We start from the raw sequence: 18581 nt of genomic DNA, 5'->3' as shown, positions 1-18581 counted from the left end.
ATCGGAACCATCTTTTAAGTGCTTGATTTTTCAGGGCTTTTTTATTAAACTGTCCATTTTATAGGGTACAGTTCAAAAAACAAGAGTCTTTTTTATAATGTTCTCTATATAGAAGGAAAAGATTGGATAATAGTCGAAAAATATAATATAACTTCTGAAAAATGACTAAAATAATCCTATTTTGTCGAGAGAAAGGATACGAAGTATGAAAGAAATGTTACAGTTATTTCGCAACAAAGTGTATGCACGTTTTTTTCTAGCGAATATTTTAGAGCGACTCGGTTCTATGATTGCTGGAGTTTCTTTAATGTTTTATTTGCTAGATCAATATGGAAAACAACCAGTTTACGCAACGATGACACAAATTATGATGGCATTACCTGCATTAATCTTTTTTCTATTAGTAGGGACAGTAGTGGATCGTTTTGATAGACAGCGTATTTGTACGGTAAGTAACATATGCTGTTCGTTCTGTAATATTGGAATTCTAATTTCGCTTTATTACGGGATGATTATACTTGTCTTCATATTTTTATTTTTGGAAAATGCATGTATACAATTTTTCTCTCCATCAGAACAGTCGATGATACAGGGTGTAGTTGAATCAGACCAATACGGTGCAGCAGCAGGTGTGAATCAAATGGTAAATAGTTTGTATGCTTTGTTTGGTATAGGAATTGCAACGATGGTGTACTGGACTTTTGGAATTTACGGGAGCATTTTAGTAAATACGCTCACTTTTATTATGAGTGGTATTTTAATTCAAACGATCTCCATTCCAGAAAAAGTTCGTTTACCAAATGGGAGAACAAAATGGAAAGAAGTTAATTTGAAGATGTTAATAACAGAGTTTCAAGGAGGGATCAAGTATATATATCGAAATGAAACTTTAAAAAAATTACTTTTAGGATTTATCGTGTTTGGACTATTAAATGGTATTTTAAGCGTATCTACTACTTACATATTAAAATACAAATTGGCACCAGCAACTTATGAAAGTTTAGCGATGGTGGGCGGTGCAGTTGGAGGGATTTCATTACTAATTGGAAGTATAGTAGCAACAAGTGTAGGTAAGAAATATGCACCCAAACCTATTATTGTATTTGGTATGGCGGGCTCAGGGGTCTTTTTCGGTATGTGTTACTTTGTAAACCACGTATGGTCTTTTTACGTATGCATCGCTTTTGCGACATTCTTTTTACCGTTTATTAATGTTGCAATCATGGGCTGGATGTATGAAATTGTAGAAGAGTCATTCATGGGGCGTGTACAAAGCTTACTTAGTCCATTAACGACAGGATTCCAGCTTTTATCTCTCGGTGCGATAGCAATGTTATTCCCAAAATGGATTCGTGCAGATACATTGTATATTATTTTATTTGGTTTATTATTATTTGTTACATGTTTATATCAAGCTATTCTACCTAGTGGGCAAAAGCGAGTACATGCTGTAGCTGAAGAGATGTGATATATTTAGTTTTTGTTTCTGAATATTCTATCGAACGGTAAGGGGAAATCGTTATGTTGATGAGAATGGTTAAGTGGTGTGGGATTACTTGTTTACAACTAGTAGCTGCAATTTTATGTATAATCTGCCTAGGAGCGCTACCGCGTTTATTTAAGGGATTACAAATTGATTTAATCGGTTTTTGGAACACGATTGTATTTCTTGGAGGGAAGTTACTTCAACCGGGTGAAATTACATATGGATTTCGGGATTCAAGAAAATTATTTCCGCAAATATGGATTCATTATATTGAAACGATGATTGTATTTCTATCAGCTTTTTTACTATCTTTGCTTATAGCGTATATACTTGTTGTTTGGGTATTACAGCGTTCTCATATGAAACAGAAAATGTGGAACGGGATTTTTCTTACGCTTGAGAGTATACCAGATATATTACTTATTTTATTATCGCAACTTCTTGTCGTAATTATGTTTCAAAAAACAGGATTTATGCCGATCAAACTGGCTGGATTAGGGGAAGAAAGGATACGTTTGTTACCAATTATATGTCTTACAATACCAACAACATTATTGTTTATTAAACTATTGTTATTACGGTTTAAAGAAGAATTAGAGAAAGATTATAGTTTGTTTGCTAAAAGTAAAGGGCTTAGTTTAAGACATATTTTAACACATCATATTTCAAGAAATGTTTTGTTAACAACGATCTATTATGCAAAAACAAATATTTTATTTATGTTATCAAATCTATATATTATCGAATGGATTTTCAATACATATGGTATGTTTGTTTTTGTAAAAGAAAATTCGAAATTAGAAATATTTACGGTGAGTCTAGTAATATTATACGTACCGCTTTTTATACTATTTCGTTTATTACATACGTTCTTACAAAATGTTATAAAGGAGCGTGTGTAATATGTGGCAAGTTGTAAAAAGAGATGTGAGATTTTGGATAGGTACTACTTTTTTGAGTGTGCTAATGATTGTTAGTATTGGATATACGTTGTTTTTTGATGGGAATATTCGCGAACTTACGATGATGTATAACGAAAAAGGAGAATTAGAAGCAGCTCCATTTGCACCATCAAGTAAATTTTGGTTTGGAAGTGATGTGAAAGGTCGTGACCTTGTTCAATTAATAATAGAAGGTGCAAAATGGACAGTTGGAGCGAGTATAATTATAGCGATTTTACGAGTTATAGTTGGAGGGGGAATTGGTTTACTTCTTGGTATGTATGGTAAACGTTCTTTTCCAGTTATTTCATCCTTTTTTGATCCTTTTAGTATTGTACCGATGGTTATGATTTCTTATTTTATGTTAAATGAAGTATTAACGTTTGATAGTGGAGCAGAAGTTGTGCCGTTATATTTGCGGGTGTCATTTCAAATTATAGTTCTTGTATGTCTTGCTGTACCAACAGTGATGTTGTATGTAGCGCAAGAAGTAAAACGTATTAAGAAAGAAGAATTTATGTTGGCAGCTACTGTGCTCGGCGGGAGTAAGTGGCAGAGGTTGAAGCGCCATATATGGCCGCATATGTTACCATCGTTTCTTTTATTAGTAGCTCAACAATTTGTAAGTGTACTATTACTTCTTTTACATCTTGGATTACTTAAGTTGTTTTTTGGTGGAACGATATTATTTGGATTAGATGCAGATAGTGTAACAAAGGAATGGACAGGTCTAATTGGTCAAAATTTCCGTCACTTAACTACTCATACATGGATTGTACTTATACCGATTGCTTTTTACAGTATGACAATTCTCGCAGGAAATCTAGTTAGTAATAGTATGCAAGATGCGATTAAACTAGGAAATGTAAGAATGCCTAGGAGTAAGGATAAAGAAGTAAAGGAAGAGAAACAAGTACAATCTACTGTGAATGATTTTTCTTTCTATAGAGATATACAAAAATAAAAAAGATAGCTGAAGACAAATCGTTTTCAGCTATCTTTTTTGTTTATAGTGGAGGTAAATCAATCTTACCTTCTTCAAATAATTCTTTTATCATATGCTTCGTATAACCAGCTGCTTGACCAAATGTGATTTTTGCTGGCATTGGTGCTTCATTAGCATCTACAACTACATCGATAATACATGGTCTACTTTGTTTTACCGCACTTTCGAAAGCAGGAAGTAGTTCATCTAAATTTTCAACGCGGTATCCAATACCTCCGCACGCCTCCGCGTATTTTGCAAAATCAGGGTTTGTTAAGTCTGTACCAAATTCGATATTCCCCATAACTTCTTGTTCGAATTTGATCATGGCGATTTTATTATTGTTTAAAACGACGACAACGATTGGTAGTTTATATTTAACAGCTGTTACGAAATCGTTCATTGTCATTCCAAAACCACCGTCTCCACAAACCGCAAATACTTGTTTATCCGGGAAAGCAATTTTTCCAGCGAGTGCACCAGGTAAACCGCAGCCAAGAGTTGCAAGCCAGCTAGAAATGATAAATTGTTGATTTGTCATACGGAAGTGCCTTGCTGTCCATACTGTTACATTTCCGACATCGACTGATAATATTGCGTCATCTTGAGCTACGTGTTGCAGTGCATGCATAACGCGTTGTGGCTTAATAGGAGTAGAAGAATCGTCTTCTTGATTGTGTAATTTTTCTTCCCACTTTTTCATCATTTCTTGATGATGCTCTAAGAAGGAATGGTCCTCATGTTTTTCTACATTTCCAAGTAACCATTTTAATGTTTTATCAGCATCACCAGCTAAGCCGATATCTGTTACATACCGTTTTCCGATTTGGGCCGGATCGGTATCGATATGGAGTGTTTTTGCTTTTTCAGGTAAGAAACCAGTGAACGGATAGGAAGTACCAACCATAATTAAAGTATCTGCATGTTTCATTGCTTCATAAGAAGGTTTCGTGCCAATTAATCCTAATCCACCAATACAAAGAGGGTGTTCATCAGGAATAATTCCTTTAGCTGGCAATGTAAGTACGATTGGAGCACCAATATGTTCTGCCAATGCAAGTAAAGATTCTCTCGCATGTTTCGTACCTTTTCCAGCTAAAATCACAGGCTTTTTCGCTTCATTTATTGCGAGTTTCGCTGCATCTAAATCTTCTTTTTGCGGAAATAATTCAGGTAAAGTAAAAGAAGTGTTTGTAACACGAGCACCATTTTTTACTTCAAATTTTGGAACATCATCTGGAATCGTAAGAACAGATACACCTTTTTTCGTATAAGCCATTCGAATTGCTTGATTCACGACAGCTGGTAGTTGTTCTGCTGACATAATGCGCTGATTATAAACCGCGACATCATCGAACATTCTTTCCAAGTTTACTTCTTGGAAAAAATCCGTTCCGAGTAAATCAGTTTCTACTTGACCTGAAATTGCTAGCACAGGAGCCTTATCGAGTTTCGCATCATATAAACCATTTAATAAATGAATAGCTCCAGGTCCTGCAATTGCCATACAAACACCAAGTTTCCCTGTTAATTTCGCATAAGCAGCAGCTGCTAATGCGCCAGCCTCTTCGTGGCGAACTTGAATAAATTTGATTTTATCTTGTTTTTTTCTTAAAGCTTCAATAATAGAGTTGATAGAATCTCCAGGCATTCCGTATATGTGTTCTACTCCCCAGTCAATTAACAAATCAACTAGTGCTTCACCGGCCGTTTTCCCAAACATAATTGTTCCTCCTTATAGTAGGTAGATAACATTATGTTTTGGAGAAACAGGAAAAATATACAAATGATTATATTTTTAACTTTAATGATGGCCAGTAAATAGTGTAAATACTGTTATTAATAAAAATCCACTAGTTGCCCACATTAAAAATGTAAGGAAAGAAAGCTGTTTCTTTGCCTTCCAAAGCATTTCATGAATTGTAACATAGCCAAGGGAACCGATAGCACTCCCCATAATGAGTCCTTGTAAATGAAGCGCTTTTCCTTCCATTAAGATACCAAAAACCGTACCGGTACCGAGAATAAGAGAAAGTAATAAAGTTGTTAATAAAAATGAAATATATTTATGTTTTGTAAAGAGAAAGGGGATGATTAATGCTAAGCCTTCAGGAATATGGTGAACGACGATCGCTATTAAAAAAGGTATGGCAGAGTCAGCATGATTAATAAAAGCAGTACCTAAAGCAAATCCACTCGGCAAATTATGAATAAATATAGCAAAAGAGAGGAAAAGGAAAGTTTGCCATGCTTGTTGATCTTTTGTATGTATCATTGGATGGTGACAATAGTTATCTAATAAGCTCATAACTAAAATACCAATAGCTATACCAAGTATAGGTCCAATCATTTCATAGCTTGAAAATGTTTCAGGAATAATTTCAAGTAGTAAGAGTCCAAGCAAAATACCACCACATAATGCATATAAACGATGCATTTTTTCTTCAATTAGCTGGCGTGTAGCAATGCCAACAGCACCGCCTAATAATAAGCCACCAAATGAAAAAAATGTAACTATCATAGGAATCCATAATCGTTCCATCGTATCACACTCCGATTCTTCCACCTTATTTTTAGCTTACGAAAAGGAAAGTTAGATTAGTCCAAGTAATTATGTTTGATTATAGAGAAAAAACTAATAATTCGTTATAATTTATATATTAAATTTAAGTGTAAATATGAAATGAGGAAGAATTTTGCAATCAAAATGGAGTTTATCTGAATACGAAAATCCAAAACGATATGATATTGAAAATAAAAGTTTGTCAGATTTTCCGTTCTTACTATCATGGGCACAAAAACTAAATATACAAAATGAATGGATTCTAGATATTGCTTGTGGAACAGGAAGAATTACAATTCCATTTATAGAAAACGGATATCAAATGATCGGTGTAGATATACATAAAGGAATGCTTGCTGAAGCGAAGAGAAAAACTACGGATTGTAAGAAGGTAAAATGGTTACAACAAGACTGCTTACAATTGAACATTGAAGATACCATTTCGCTAGCATTTATGGTGGGGCATGGATTCCAGCATTTCCTTACAAATATTCATCAAAATCAATTATTAACATCTATTCATCATGTGTTAGCTGAGAATGGTATATTCATATTCGATACACGTTTCCCTTCAAAAGAAGAATTAATACAGCCATCTGCAGAAGAATATTGGACAACTATTAGTGATGAAAAGGGAAGAAAATGTGATTTATATACTGAAATGATATACGATTCAATTCAGCAAATACAGCATTACATAACAACAAGAAGGTTTTATGAGGACGATGTACTAGTAGAAGAACTGAAAACAACGATAGATCTTCGCTATACATACCCGCAGGAGTTAGAAAGATCATTAGTAGCGAATGGTTTTGAATTATTACATATATATAATGATTGGTAAGGCAATGAGTTAGGGGAAGATTGCTATTCTATGGTAGTAGTTTGCCGGAAGAAAAAATAGTATTATTTTAAAAGTATGAGTGTAAAAAGCCTTTAAGGAGAGAAAAAGATGTCTTGGTACTTAGATAATGTTTATGAAATAAATAAAGAAGCGCCCTATACATTCTATCTTCCTAGCTCAGAAGTGTTGGAGAAATTAAAGATTGGAGATTTGGTAAAGCTAATTTTTGTATCTAAAAATGAGGAAGAAGATGGATTTAATGGTGAAAGAATGTGGGTTGAAATCATTGAAAGAAATGAGAAGAAGTTTGTAGGGGAACTGAGCAATGAACCATATCGCTTAGATTTAAAAATAGGTGATAAAATTTCATTTGGAATTGAAAATATATGTGATACGGAATATAACGACCCATCTTCAAAAGATTGGGATTTTTATTTTGATACGAAGGTAATTGTTAGTAATGATGTACTTGAAAGAAGAGAATTTAACTTTATGCTTAAGGAGGATTCGAGAGAAGAAGGCGACTCTGGTTGGTCAATTTTAAGTGGCTATGAAAGTGATGACTATGTGAATGATCCTAAAAACTTTCAAATTATTTCAATTGGAGTCATATTGAATATAGATGATACTATTTTGAAATTTCTTGAGGAACCACCATTATGTGCATATGAAAGAAATGATGAAGGTAGATTCTATAAAATTGAAGACTACGATTGGGATGCATATTTAAATGGATAGAAAAATTTACTATGTTTTAAAGAAAAGTATATTTTGTTTCGGAATCGTATTTATGTTTTTATTAAGCGGATGTATTAGTTTTGGTAAAGAAACTACAGATACTATATACTTAATTCCTGAAGAGTACGAAGGGGATTTGATTGTTGTGTACAACGTACCTGGTGCTAAGTTGTTACCGAAGGAAGAGGAGTTTAGTATTGTCACTTTTGCAGCCGACGGGACTGCTTTGACATCTACAAAAAATATGAAATATGGCACGGTAAACGATTTATATTACACAGTAAATAAAGAAGGTCAGCGTACAAAAATTGATTCGAGCTGTATACACTTTGCTTCAACTGGAAGTAGAAGCGAAAATTCGTGGGAATTTCCAGTTGCAAACTTAGAAGTAACTCGTACAGCATGTTCTCAAAAATTTTCAGCCAATGGCAGAGAGGTACCAGAGAATCAAGAACATCCTGCTGAAAAGAAGATGAGAGATTTAATGCAGCATGTACAAGAACAGTATATGAATAAAGTGAAATAGTTATTATGTTAGATTGCAGAAATTTAAAGTGGTGGAAATTGAAGAGAGTAGTAGTAAATGGAGGGTTTTGTAATGCAACAAATTAAAAAAATAGGAAACTCATTTTGGTATATGACACCCGTTTCTGAAACAGATAGACCTATATTAGGAATGGTTGTTGGACAAGAAAAAACGTTAATGATTGATGCAGGGAATTCAGAAGAACATGCACAACTATTTTTAGAAATGTTAAAAGAAAAAAATGTATCGAATCCTGATTTTGTAGCACTAACGCATTGGCATTGGGATCATATTTTTGGATTATCTGTATTACAGAATGCATTAACTATTTCGCACGCTGAAACGAAAAAAGAAATGCAGTCAATAGTATCTTATGAATGGACAGATGAAGCGTTGGATGCACGCGTGAAAGAGGGTACTGAAATTGTATTTTGTGCGGATTGCATTAAAAAAGAGTTTGAAGAAAAAGCGAGAAATATTAAAATTATTCTTCCAACCTTAACGTTCCAGGATCAAATTGAATTAGACCTTGGTGGGGTGACATGTGTGTTAAAACATGTGGGCGGAGATCATGCACATGATTCAGTTGTTATTTACGTGAAAGAAGAAAAGATATTATTTTTAGGAGACTGTATATATGCAGATATCTTTTCTTCAAAGTGGAACTATACGACGAAAAGAACGTTTGCATTAATAGATGAATTAGAAAAATTTGATGCTGAAACCTATATCCTTTCTCATGGGACAGCTATAAATCGGGAGGAGTTTTTACAAGAAATGCGTTTACTAAAAACAGTAGGAACTTATACTGAAATACATAAAGGCGATGAAGGGAAGATAAAGGAAGCGTATAAACGAGACATAGATAGAGAATTAAATGAAGATGAATTAGAAACAATAACGTTTTTTGTAAATGGTTATGAAATGAATAATCTGTAAAATACAAATCTAATCAAATAGCATTAAATTACACAAAAAGAGTATTGAGAGTAAGTGCAATACTCTTTTTGAAATTAAATTTGAAGTTATGAAAAGTCATCAATAATCTCGACTACTTCAATTTCGCCATTAATGAGTAGCTCAGGGAGTTCGTTATTCACATTTCCTTTCCAATATTCTCTAGCTTGTTCCATTTTTTGAGAAAAAGGAATAGCATCTTCTTTCGGTAAAAGATTCCTGTCACCTTCAAAAGAATTTCCGATTACTCGTAGTTTAACAATCTGCAAAACTTCTCGATTGTAAGAATCAAATAATGCTTTCCATTTTAAAGCATCTTCATAGCTTTTAGCAGCATATAAACAAGACAATCTTGACGGATAATTAGGATATTCTTGCAGTCTAATCATTTCCACAATCGTTTCTCTAATGGCTCTAATTGTTTGATCCATGTAATTCATAACTACTGTAGCATTTTCATTCTTTATATGTAATTCTTCATTTGTATAATGCTCTTTTAAAATTTGCATAGAATCTTTACCACTAGAATTTAAATGTTCTCTTTCAAAAAAGAAGTGGAATAGGGTATTTGTTTGATTTTTATTAAATTGAATGATCTGTCCGATCTTCATTTTCTTCCTTGTTACGATATGATATACGAAAAATCCTTGTTCATTCATGGTTCTCCTCCTAGTAGTAATGTTTCAATGTAGTAATTCAACATTGAAATATATAAAACCTTTATAAGTAAAATTGAGAATTTGGGATGAAAGTAAAGGAAAAATATGAAAGCGTTTTAAATTTGTTCACAAAATGTTCACTTACGAAGGGGTTTCCAATATCGATATAATGACAAAGACTCAAAGAGAAAGGATGATGAATTTTGCCAACAACAAGAAAGGAAAACCTCCAATTTGGTATGATGATGTGCCTTGGGATGGTTATCGTAATGACGTTTTACAATTTACTAATGAATGGATCAGGAGGGCCAATTCATATTAAGGAGATAGCATTAGAACTACTAATTGCATTTATTATTGCACTATTAATTGAAATATGTATCGTTGGACCTTGTGCGAAAAAAATTGTCTTCGCGTTACCGTTTGATAAATCGAAGAAAGTAAATATTATTATTACGATGGCGACAGTTATGGTCATTGGAATGGTATTCTTTATGTCTTTTTACGGAATGGCTATGATGTATTTACATGGTGGACTGCAAGGAGACTCATTCGTTTCAATGTATTTCTCGATTTTTATTAAAAACTTCATTATGGCGTATCCATTACAATTAATTATTATGGGGCCACTTGTTCGTTTTTTATTTGGAAAGTTTGTTTTGAAGAATAAAGCGGTAAAAGTAGTGTGAATTGATTCTTATTATTTAATTATAAAAATTAAATAATGTAAATTCAATCTGTAGTACGTACAAAGAGGGTTGCAAATGCAACCTTCTTTGTACGTTTCTATAAGCTTTACCGTGCAAGGAATATGATATATATAAGAATATGTGCATTGATAGGATTATTGTTTGGATTGAACCAAATCAAAAAAGGATTGTACGTTTTGAGGGCTTGAAAAATTGTCAAATACAATAAAATCGTCTCCATGGTTCATAGTTATTTTTTTGATAAAGGGGATCGCAGACATCTCTAATACAACTCCATCCGTATGACTGAAATCTTCTATTTCAGTGTATTCGAATTCCCATTTTAGCCCTTTTCCAAACATGGCATCAGAGCAGAACAATAATTTTTTATTTGTAGCAGCTAAAATACCAGATCTGCTCATATAACCAAAATGTATTACGCAGTAGAGAGTAGAAAGAATATCTTCCTCACTGTTTAAGTGTTCTTTTATTGTTCCTAGATTCGCCTTCATGATCAGGCCTCCTTATTGTTGAAAGTAAAGTGTAAAGTTTTTATATCTATTTTATCATATATTAATCTTTTTTGATTTTACATCCTATAATCAAAAAATCCCTTTAGAATGGAAATAGGTAGTGCTGATTTTTATGTAAGGAATGAAAAGAGAGGGGGAAGCCTTCTAGTTTTTGTACAATAAAAAGCAAGGAGTAGTGGTGTATGTATGTGTACCATAATGCAAAGATATTTTAGTTAGAAGCGATGAAGTTCGCGGAACATGTTACAAAGAAAATTAGCTCAGCCTTTCTATGACAAATTCGTTGGTAGTTATAAGGAACTTTGAACTAAGAAAAGCCCCCACTCAATTAAGCTCGTTAAGAGGTACTAAGTGGGGGAGTCGACTATATAAGGTATTAATATGTTACTTCTCAAACCGCAAATGAACAAACTTCAACATCTTTATGAAGTTTACAATTCGTATCATTATACGCGTACTTCCATCCCAACCTTTATTTGTAGGTATATTTTTAAAGAAAGGGGAGCAGCTTAATACTTTTATGTTTGGAGACCATTTTTCTAATGTCTTTGGATTATTTATATAAAAATACATTAGAGCGCCATTATTACCAGATTTTTTTACTGTAGCATTTGAAAGATTTAGGGCAAATTTTGATTCAGCGTCAAAGTATAACTCGCCTCCAGGAAAACGTTTTGACATAGCGACTACAATCTTTTTTAAATCTTCTTCTTTAAAGTAATAAAACACGCCTGCTGATATGAACAGAATACCGTCATTTGGATCATATTTTATATCGTCAAACCAAGAAGTATCAAAAAATGATTTAGCTATACTAGTATTCCTCGATGTATCTTCAATTAAAGTTTTGCGAAAGGAAATGGCATCGGGCAAATCTAGATTATACCAATGTATCGTTCCATTATCAATTCTAGAAAAAGTAGTGTCTAGTCCAGAACCGATATTTACTATAGTAGCATTAGGGTGTTTTGTTATGAATTGTTTTATCGTATCGTCAATTTTTCGTGCACGGGTAATGTAAGTAATACATCCGTATTCGCCAAATGTATTTTCTATTGTTGAAAAGTCAAAATCAAATTCTTTAATAATTCGAATTGCTTCTGTATCATCTAAAATATTCTTATTTTTCTCACTACCATATGCCCTTCCCCATAGTGGAATAAGCATCGTACCTTGTACGGATTGTAAATCTAATTCTTTAACCATGAAACATCCTCCGTTTAGTAATAAACAATATATTTAGTTGTTATTTAACATTTTTGAGAGCATTGTATTTGTTTTATATAGTCCGTAAGTTAAATCCCGCTGATCTTCTTCACTTAGTTTTTCAAGATTGTGAGTGAAATTATTATATATTTGTTTCCATTTCTCATAATGTACTTTTTTAGCTTTTTCTGTCAGAGAAATTAATATGGCTCTTTTGTCTACCGTATCTTGCTTTTTTACAATGTACCCGTTTTGTTCTAAGTTACGTACTGTTACACTTAATTGCTGTTTAGGTATGTTTAAATAACTAGCAATCATTTTTAAATTTACAGGCACCTTTTGCTGGGCGATATACTCTACTACGTGTTGCTCTAAATGTGTAAATTCAGAGGATTTCTCCGATAGTAATTTGAAAGTACCCGACATATTTAATAATAAATTCATGTATTCATTTAATAATTCATTTTGGGTCATTGTTTCACTTCCTTTATGCATTTAGTAAATATTTTATTACTATTTTTATTGTTAATCAAGCATTTCAATTAATAATAGTAAACGTGTTTTTACTATAATTCGTTTTTGAAACTAAATGAATTAAAATAAAAGAGCATAAGGGATGCTTTTAGGGGAGAAGAATATAAACGGAAACAAAATATTACTAAATACATATAACTAATGAATTCAATGTCTTTTTTAGTTATTATGTTGTAAATCATTTTATGATAAAATCTTTTACATAATTTAATAAAGGGGTAGTATTCTATGGGTTATTTTTCAAATGGTTTATTAGTTTTGTTTGTGCTAATCGTATGCAGTTGTATAATTTTTGGTTAATAATATAATGAGAGTCTTATATAAAGGAAGTTATCTCTAGTGAGATAACTTCTTTTTATTTTATATTGAGAAGGAATTCTATCTTTCTTATTGAAGTTTGTTCTAGTTATTTTCACGTCAATCGCAATTTTCATAAGGGGAATTTTATGGAACATTAACAAACTATAGAATAGGGAGTATTTACATGGAAAATAGTATACGCTACACAAGTGAACATCCTACAGATTTTAATGGATTATTAGCCTTATACGAATCTTTAGGATGGAATTCTCTTAAATTAACGGTGGATGAATTGGAACAAATGTGTAGACAAAGTTGGTATGCGATATATGCTTTTGATGATAAGAAGCTAGTAGGGATGGGGCGTATTATATCAGATGGTGTAATAACAGGCATTATTTGTGGTGTTTGTGTATTGCCAGAGTATCAGTCCATTGGTATTGGAAAAGAAATAGTAGAACGATTAATCCATCACTGCGAACAAAACAAGGTTATTCCTCAACTTATGTGTGTGGAAAAGTTGCAATCTTATTATGAATCTATAGGGTTTCAGGCATTTTCTGTTGGAATGAAAAAACATATTATAAGATAGTAGAGCTTTATATTTCCAGTTTACTCGTACATATTTTCACACTTCAGGATAAAGGAGAGTTGCTATATGGAGATTGCAAAAGGGGTAGAAATGTTACAACTTGAGTTTCAAGAATTTATAATTCACCCAATTCTTTTATGGGATGATGAAATGGAAGTTTTTAATAGATACTGGTTTCCCTGGACAATTTGAAGATATTCAAGTAGAGATGGAGAGAGTTGGGGTATCTTTTGATAAGCTAAAAGTTGTGATTTTAACGCATCAGGATATAGATCATATAGGTAGCCTTCCTGAATTATTGGAGAAAGGTGTAAGCGATATTAAAGTTTATGCACACGAGCTAGATAAACCATATATTGAAGGGGAGTTTCCTTTATTGAAGGATGGACAAATAAAGAGTCCACCAAGTGGAAAAGTAAGTGATACTGTGATTGACGGGCAAGAACTTCCATATTGCGGTGGGATACTAATTCTACATACTCCAGGGCATATTAGTTTATATTTGAAACAAAGTAAAACTCTTATTGCAGGAGACTCGCTGTATAGTGTGAATGGAAAGTTAGGAGGAATTCACGCCCCAACAACTTTAAATATTAAAGAAGCACAGCAGTCTTTGAAGAAGTATTTAAATTTAGAAATTAAAACGGTAGTTTGTTATCACGGGGGATTATGTAAGGAGAATATATATGAACAAATTCAAAAATTATAGAAGATGAAGATAAGTATAAGTTGGTTAATTAATGCTAAAGTATAATCTGATTATTAGTATATAAAAGAGCATGTTTGAAAAAATTCAAACATGCTTTTTTATTAAAGGAAATCTGTTTAATATGAATGACCTAATCCGTTCCAATAAAAAGAAACAATTTCTTGTGCTAATTCATCTATATTTGTAAGAATAGGATTGTGATTCTCATCTTTAAAATTCCCAATTGATAATAAAGATACGAATGCATGAGCCACAAACTTAGCGTTCCCTTTTGGGATTTCTCCAATTTGCATCGCGTTATCGAGTGCTTTTTCTAATACTTCATACATGTTGTCTTCAGCATGTTTTAATTGTTTTAATTGTTCTTCAGATAACGATAGCTTTGCATCTTTCATAAAATTCTTCATATCAATATCCATTGTTGCATGTAAGTAGACTTTAGCAAAGTCCAATAATCTTTCTTTTAAAGTCTTATTTATAGAAAGGATTTGAGTCATATTCTCGCGTATACGTACCATCATTTGAATCATAGTAGCGGTAAATAAATCTGCTTTTGTTGAATAGTAATAGTAGACGGTTGCTTTCGTAACACCACAAACTTTTGCGACTTCATCCATGGAAACGACTTGATAATTTTGAGTAAGAAATAGCCGAGTTGCCACTTCCAAAATGGTTTCTTTTGTAGATTTTGTATTTTTATTTTGACGAGGCCTTCCAAGAGGACGTTGTTTTTGTTCCAAATCTATTCGCTCCTGACATGTATTGTTAAGTTAATTATAACACAAATTTTTATTCATCCTTGATTAATTAACCGACCGGTATATATAATTAATAGTGGAAGAGAAAAGGAAGGTGGGTTTTTATGAAAAAGCACCCGTTACATATGTTAGGGAGGCTTGTAGCAGGGAAGCATACACAATGGATAACTTTATCGGTATGGATTCTTATTACATTAGTACTTTCATTTACGTTACCACAAGTAAACAGTACGAAAGAACCGAATCCGAAAAATTTACCTGAAACAGCTATGTCGCAGCAAGCGGAAGCACTTATGAAAAAAGAGTTTCCGAATAATGCAGGGAATCCTTTATTAGTAGTATGGTATAGAGATGGTGGATTACAGTCGCAGGATTATAAACTCATACAAGACGTTTATAAAGAGTTAAAAGCTAGTCCTTTAAAGGAACAATCAACGTTACCACCATTTGATACAATCCCGGAACAAGTATTATCAAAAAGTGCATCAAAAGATGGTACATCATTTGTTACACCAGTATTCTTTAACAAGTCAGCTGGAACAGATATATTAAAAGGAAATCTTGTTGATTTAAGAAAGATAGTGAATAGTAAGGTGGATGTAGATCCATTTAAACAAAAAATAAGTGATTCTGGATTACATGTTCGATTATCTGGACCAGTAGGCATTCAAACAGATGCAGTTAGTTTGTTTAGTCAAGCAGATGTGAAATTGTTAGTTGCTACTGTATTACTCGTATTAGTCCTATTAATTTTGCTATACCGTTCACCAATTTTAGCAATTTTACCTTTACTTGTTGTTGGCTTTGCATACGGTATTATTAGTCCTACACTCGGTTTTTTAGCTGATCACGGATGGATTAAAGTCGATGCCCAAGCGATATCAATCATGACAGTGTTATTGTTTGGTGCTGGAACGGACTATTGCTTATTTTTAATTTCAAGATATCGGGAGTACTTGTTAGAAGAAGAAAGCAAATATAAGGCGTTGCAACTTGCAATTAAAGCTTCGGGCGGGGCAATAATAATGAGTGCATTAACTGTTGTACTTGGATTAGGAACATTATTACTTGCTCATTATGGTGCCTTTCATCGGTTTGCAGTGCCATTTAGTGTAGCTGTATTCATAATGGGAATTGCTGCTTTAACAATTTTACCAGCGTTATTATTAATTTTCGGTAGAGCTGCATTCTTCCCGTTTGTACCGAGAACAACTTCGATGAATGAGGAATTAGCAAGAAGGAAAAAGAAAGTAGTAAAAGTAAAAAAATCAAAAGGTGCCTTTAGTAAAAAACTTGGAGATGTTGTAGTACGTAGACCGTGGACAATCATTATGCTTACTGTATTTGTATTAGGTGGATTGGCATCATTTGTACCACGTATTCAATACACGTATGACTTATTAGAATCGTTTCCAAAGGATATGCCTTCACGCGAAGGGTTTACGTTAATTAGTGCTCATTTTTCAGCTGGTGAACTAGCGCCAGTAAAAGTTGTTGTTGATACGAAAGGAAAAGAGCTTTCTATGAAACAAGAACTAGAGAAATTCTCTTTCGTAAAAACAGTGAAAGAGCCAAAAGAGGGGAAAGAAAATAAGCAAATTAAAATGTATGAGGTTTCTTTAGCTGAAAATCCATACTCAATTGAAGCGTTAGACCAAATCCCTAAATTGAAAACCCATGTAGAAAAAGTATTAAAAGATGCTGGGGTTACCAAAGCTGAAGATCAACTATGGATTGGCGGAGAAACAGCTTCATTATATGATACAAAGCAAATTACAGAACGTGATGAAGCGGTTATTATTCCAGTAATGATTAGTATTATAGCTTTATTATTACTTGTTTACTTACGATCAATTGTCGCGATGATTTATTTAATTGTAACAGTTGTTTTATCATTTTTCTCTGCATTAGGAGCAGGATGGATATTACTTCACTTCGGTATGGGAGCACCGGCCATTCAAGGCGCAATACCGTTATACGCATTTGTATTTCTAGTTGCTTTAGGTGAAGATTATAATATCTTTATGGTTTCAGAAATATGGAAAAATAGAAAGACACAAAATCATTTGGATGCAGTAAAAAATGGCGTTATACAAACAGGTAGTGTCATTACATCCGCAGGTTTAATTTTAGCAGGGACTTTTGCGGTATTAGGTACACTTCCAATTCAAGTTCTTGTTCAATTTGGTATTGTAACTGCAATTGGTGTATTACTAGATACGTTTATTGTAAGACCATTACTTGTACCAGCAATTACAGTCGTTTTAGGTCGCTTTTCTTTTTGGCCAGGGAAACTTTCGAGAAAGAGTGAAGAGATACAAAAAGTGGATGCATAGTTGAAAAAGCCAAGGATATTTTCCTGGGCTTTTTTCAATGTAATTAATTTTTTGAAGTCAAATCATCAGATGTAGTATGATCAGCATCTTCAATAGCAGTTTCTGGCATTCCATATAAGCCGTTCATTGCTTGTTCTTCGATATTAAGATTTGCAGTATTATTATTTTGAATAGGTGTAGCGTTTTCGGTAACATTTTCTTTTTTATTTACATTTTTGTTATTCATGTATGAATCCTCCAAATTTCATTTGATTTATTTATAGTATGTGGATAGGTTTCCATAAATATGTGAATGGATTCTTATAGATGTTATATAATTAAATAAACAATTAGTGTGAAATGTAAACTGTTAGGAGTGAACAATTATGGTGAAAGCAAGGAAATTAGCCTTCTAAAATAAAAAGAAAATTTTAGGAGGCTATTAAAATGAAGTTTCATGTAATTGACAGAGAAAAATGGAATAGAGAGCAGTATTTTGAACATTATCTAAAGTTGAAATGTACATTTAGTATGACTGTGCATATTGATATCACAAGGTTATTAAAGGAATTACATCAAAAGGGAATAAAATTTTATCCCGTTTTTATATACTTAATTTCTAAAGTAGTAAATAATCATAAAGAATTTCGAACATCTTTTAATGAGGAAGGAGCTTTAGGATATTGGGAGGAAATGATCCCAAGTTATACAATCTTCCATAAAGATAATAAATCTTTTTCAAGTATATGGACGGATTATTCTAGTGATTTTCACATTTTCTATAGAAACTATCAAGAGGATATGAGGTTGTATACTAATGTTCATGGTCTCTTCACGAAAGAAAACATTCCTCCCAATGTTTTTCCGATTTCTAGCATACCTTGGGCTAGTTTTACTGGATTTAATCTAAATATTAATAATGAGGGTGATTTTCTATTACCAATTATAACTTGTGGGAAATATTTTAACGAAGAGAATAAGGTTATGTTACCAGTTTCATTGCAAGTACATCATTCGGTTTGTGATGGGTATCATGCGAGTCGATTCCTAGAGGATTTACAGCAACTAATTAGTAATTGTAACAAATGGCTTAAGTAATTTTTATTTTTTAATGAGAATAAGTTTTGATATTTAATAGATAAAGTAGAAAATAAAAAGAAGAGCATCTGTGAAGTGACCCCTAAAAGTTAGACACGGTTATTTCATTAGGCAGCTTGATCCAAATGAGTCCGGTATTGTACCGGGC

General features: G+C 32.9%; 20 protein-coding genes and 1 pseudogene. 12 read left to right on the top strand and 9 right to left on the bottom strand.

All coding sequences use genetic code 11. The features are described from left to right. Positions 1-205 precede the first annotated feature (205 nt). Genes PDK19_RS26460 through PDK19_RS26450 form a run of 3 tightly spaced genes read left to right on the top strand, consistent with a single transcriptional unit; the run spans position 206 to position 3391 of the window. Positions 206-1468: an MFS transporter gene (locus PDK19_RS26460; protein WP_000661749.1), complete on the top strand. Its 1263-nt coding sequence runs from the start codon at positions 206-208 to the stop codon at positions 1466-1468. Positions 1469-1521: 53 nt separating this feature from the next. Continuing rightward, positions 1522-2388 carry an ABC transporter permease subunit gene (locus PDK19_RS26455; protein ID WP_049113124.1) on the top strand — a complete coding sequence of 289 codons (867 nt, stop codon included), beginning with the start codon at positions 1522-1524 and terminating at the stop codon, positions 2386-2388. A 1-nt stretch (position 2389) separates the two neighbouring features. Next, complete coding sequence (locus PDK19_RS26450) at positions 2390-3391, top strand: ABC transporter permease subunit (RefSeq protein ID WP_049113127.1); 1002 nt, start codon at positions 2390-2392, stop codon at positions 3389-3391. Between the two features lie 43 nt (positions 3392-3434). Here PDK19_RS26450 and PDK19_RS26445 read toward each other — a convergent pair whose 3' ends face one another. Then, on the bottom strand, positions 3435-5135 hold the full coding sequence (locus PDK19_RS26445; protein WP_000467238.1) for a pyruvate oxidase: 1701 nt from the start codon (positions 5133-5135) through the stop codon (positions 3435-3437). 81 nt (positions 5136-5216) lie between these two features. Beyond that, positions 5217-5954, bottom strand: a complete 738-nt coding sequence (locus PDK19_RS26440; RefSeq protein WP_000440592.1) for a ZIP family metal transporter — start codon at positions 5952-5954, stop codon at positions 5217-5219. Between the two features lie 154 nt (positions 5955-6108). Here PDK19_RS26440 and PDK19_RS26435 point away from each other — a divergent pair, with 154 nt between their 5' ends. From PDK19_RS26435 to PDK19_RS26420, 4 genes are all read left to right on the top strand, one after another. Then, entirely contained in the window at positions 6109-6819 is a 711-nt protein-coding gene (locus tag PDK19_RS26435; RefSeq protein ID WP_049113129.1) for a class I SAM-dependent methyltransferase, read from the top strand. Positions 6820-6927: 108 nt separating this feature from the next. Next, entirely contained in the window at positions 6928-7557 is a 630-nt protein-coding gene (locus PDK19_RS26430) for an immunity protein Imm33 domain-containing protein (protein WP_000119251.1), read from the top strand. Next, complete coding sequence (locus PDK19_RS26425) at positions 7550-8083, top strand: DUF6843 domain-containing protein (protein WP_041184529.1); 534 nt, start codon at positions 7550-7552, stop codon at positions 8081-8083. Before PDK19_RS26430 ends, PDK19_RS26425 begins: the two co-directional genes overlap by 8 nt. A 72-nt stretch (positions 8084-8155) precedes the next feature. Then, positions 8156-9022, top strand: a complete 867-nt coding sequence (locus PDK19_RS26420) for an MBL fold metallo-hydrolase (protein ID WP_001184108.1) — start codon at positions 8156-8158, stop codon at positions 9020-9022. Between the two features lie 86 nt (positions 9023-9108). On the opposite strand, the gene PDK19_RS26415 is transcribed toward PDK19_RS26420, so the two are convergent. After that, positions 9109-9699: a DUF2441 domain-containing protein gene (locus PDK19_RS26415; RefSeq protein WP_049113138.1), complete on the bottom strand. Its 591-nt coding sequence runs from the start codon at positions 9697-9699 to the stop codon at positions 9109-9111. Between the two features lie 203 nt (positions 9700-9902). Here PDK19_RS26415 and PDK19_RS26410 point away from each other — a divergent pair, with 203 nt between their 5' ends. Further along, positions 9903-10388 carry a hypothetical protein gene (locus PDK19_RS26410; protein ID WP_049113141.1) on the top strand — a complete coding sequence of 162 codons (486 nt, stop codon included), beginning with the start codon at positions 9903-9905 and terminating at the stop codon, positions 10386-10388. Between the two features lie 15 nt (positions 10389-10403). Here the strand turns inward: PDK19_RS26410 and PDK19_RS27520 are convergent, their stop codons facing one another. The 4 genes from PDK19_RS27520 to PDK19_RS26395 form a co-directional block, all read right to left on the bottom strand. Then, positions 10404-10535 (bottom strand): hypothetical protein, encoded by a 132-nt coding sequence (locus PDK19_RS27520; protein ID WP_124878439.1) that lies wholly within the window; start codon positions 10533-10535, stop codon positions 10404-10406. Positions 10536-10543: 8 nt separating this feature from the next. Then, positions 10544-10900: a PH domain-containing protein gene (locus PDK19_RS26405; RefSeq protein WP_000646616.1), complete on the bottom strand. Its 357-nt coding sequence runs from the start codon at positions 10898-10900 to the stop codon at positions 10544-10546. A gap of 405 nt (positions 10901-11305) precedes the next feature. Further along, a complete protein-coding gene (locus tag PDK19_RS26400; RefSeq protein ID WP_049113144.1) occupies positions 11306-12127 on the bottom strand; it encodes a class I SAM-dependent methyltransferase in 822 nt (273 codons plus the stop codon). 33 nt (positions 12128-12160) lie between these two features. After that, positions 12161-12601 (bottom strand): MarR family winged helix-turn-helix transcriptional regulator, encoded by a 441-nt coding sequence (locus PDK19_RS26395; RefSeq protein WP_000192925.1) that lies wholly within the window; start codon positions 12599-12601, stop codon positions 12161-12163. A 544-nt stretch (positions 12602-13145) separates the two neighbouring features. Between PDK19_RS26395 and PDK19_RS26390 the strand changes: the two genes are divergently transcribed. Then, a complete protein-coding gene (locus tag PDK19_RS26390; RefSeq protein ID WP_000431728.1) occupies positions 13146-13553 on the top strand; it encodes a GNAT family N-acetyltransferase in 408 nt (135 codons plus the stop codon). 66 nt (positions 13554-13619) lie between these two features. Then, positions 13620-14262: pseudogene (locus PDK19_RS26385) on the top strand (MBL fold metallo-hydrolase). A gap of 116 nt (positions 14263-14378) precedes the next feature. Here PDK19_RS26385 and PDK19_RS26380 read toward each other — a convergent pair. Next, on the bottom strand, positions 14379-15002 hold the full coding sequence (locus tag PDK19_RS26380) for a TetR/AcrR family transcriptional regulator (protein WP_000436032.1): 624 nt from the start codon (positions 15000-15002) through the stop codon (positions 14379-14381). A 122-nt stretch (positions 15003-15124) separates the two neighbouring features. On the opposite strand from PDK19_RS26380, the gene PDK19_RS26375 reads away from it, so the two are divergent. After that, complete coding sequence (locus PDK19_RS26375; protein ID WP_049122746.1) at positions 15125-17356, top strand: MMPL family transporter; 2232 nt, start codon at positions 15125-15127, stop codon at positions 17354-17356. A gap of 43 nt (positions 17357-17399) precedes the next feature. Here the strand turns inward: PDK19_RS26375 and PDK19_RS26370 are convergent, their stop codons facing one another. Beyond that, complete coding sequence (locus PDK19_RS26370) at positions 17400-17582, bottom strand: DUF4021 domain-containing protein (RefSeq protein WP_001060704.1); 183 nt, start codon at positions 17580-17582, stop codon at positions 17400-17402. A 200-nt stretch (positions 17583-17782) separates the two neighbouring features. On the opposite strand from PDK19_RS26370, the gene catA reads away from it, so the two are divergent. Further along, positions 17783-18433 (top strand): type A chloramphenicol O-acetyltransferase, encoded by a 651-nt coding sequence (gene catA, locus PDK19_RS26365; protein WP_049113712.1) that lies wholly within the window; start codon positions 17783-17785, stop codon positions 18431-18433. Positions 18434-18581 lie beyond the last annotated feature (148 nt).

The sequence above is a fragment of the Bacillus cereus group sp. BcHK124 genome, from assembly GCF_027712065.1.
In the GTDB taxonomy this organism is placed as follows: domain Bacteria; phylum Bacillota; class Bacilli; order Bacillales; family Bacillaceae_G; genus Bacillus_A; species Bacillus_A pacificus.
Note: the sequence above shows the minus strand (reverse complement) of the source record. Positions and strands in the feature narration are given on the sequence as shown.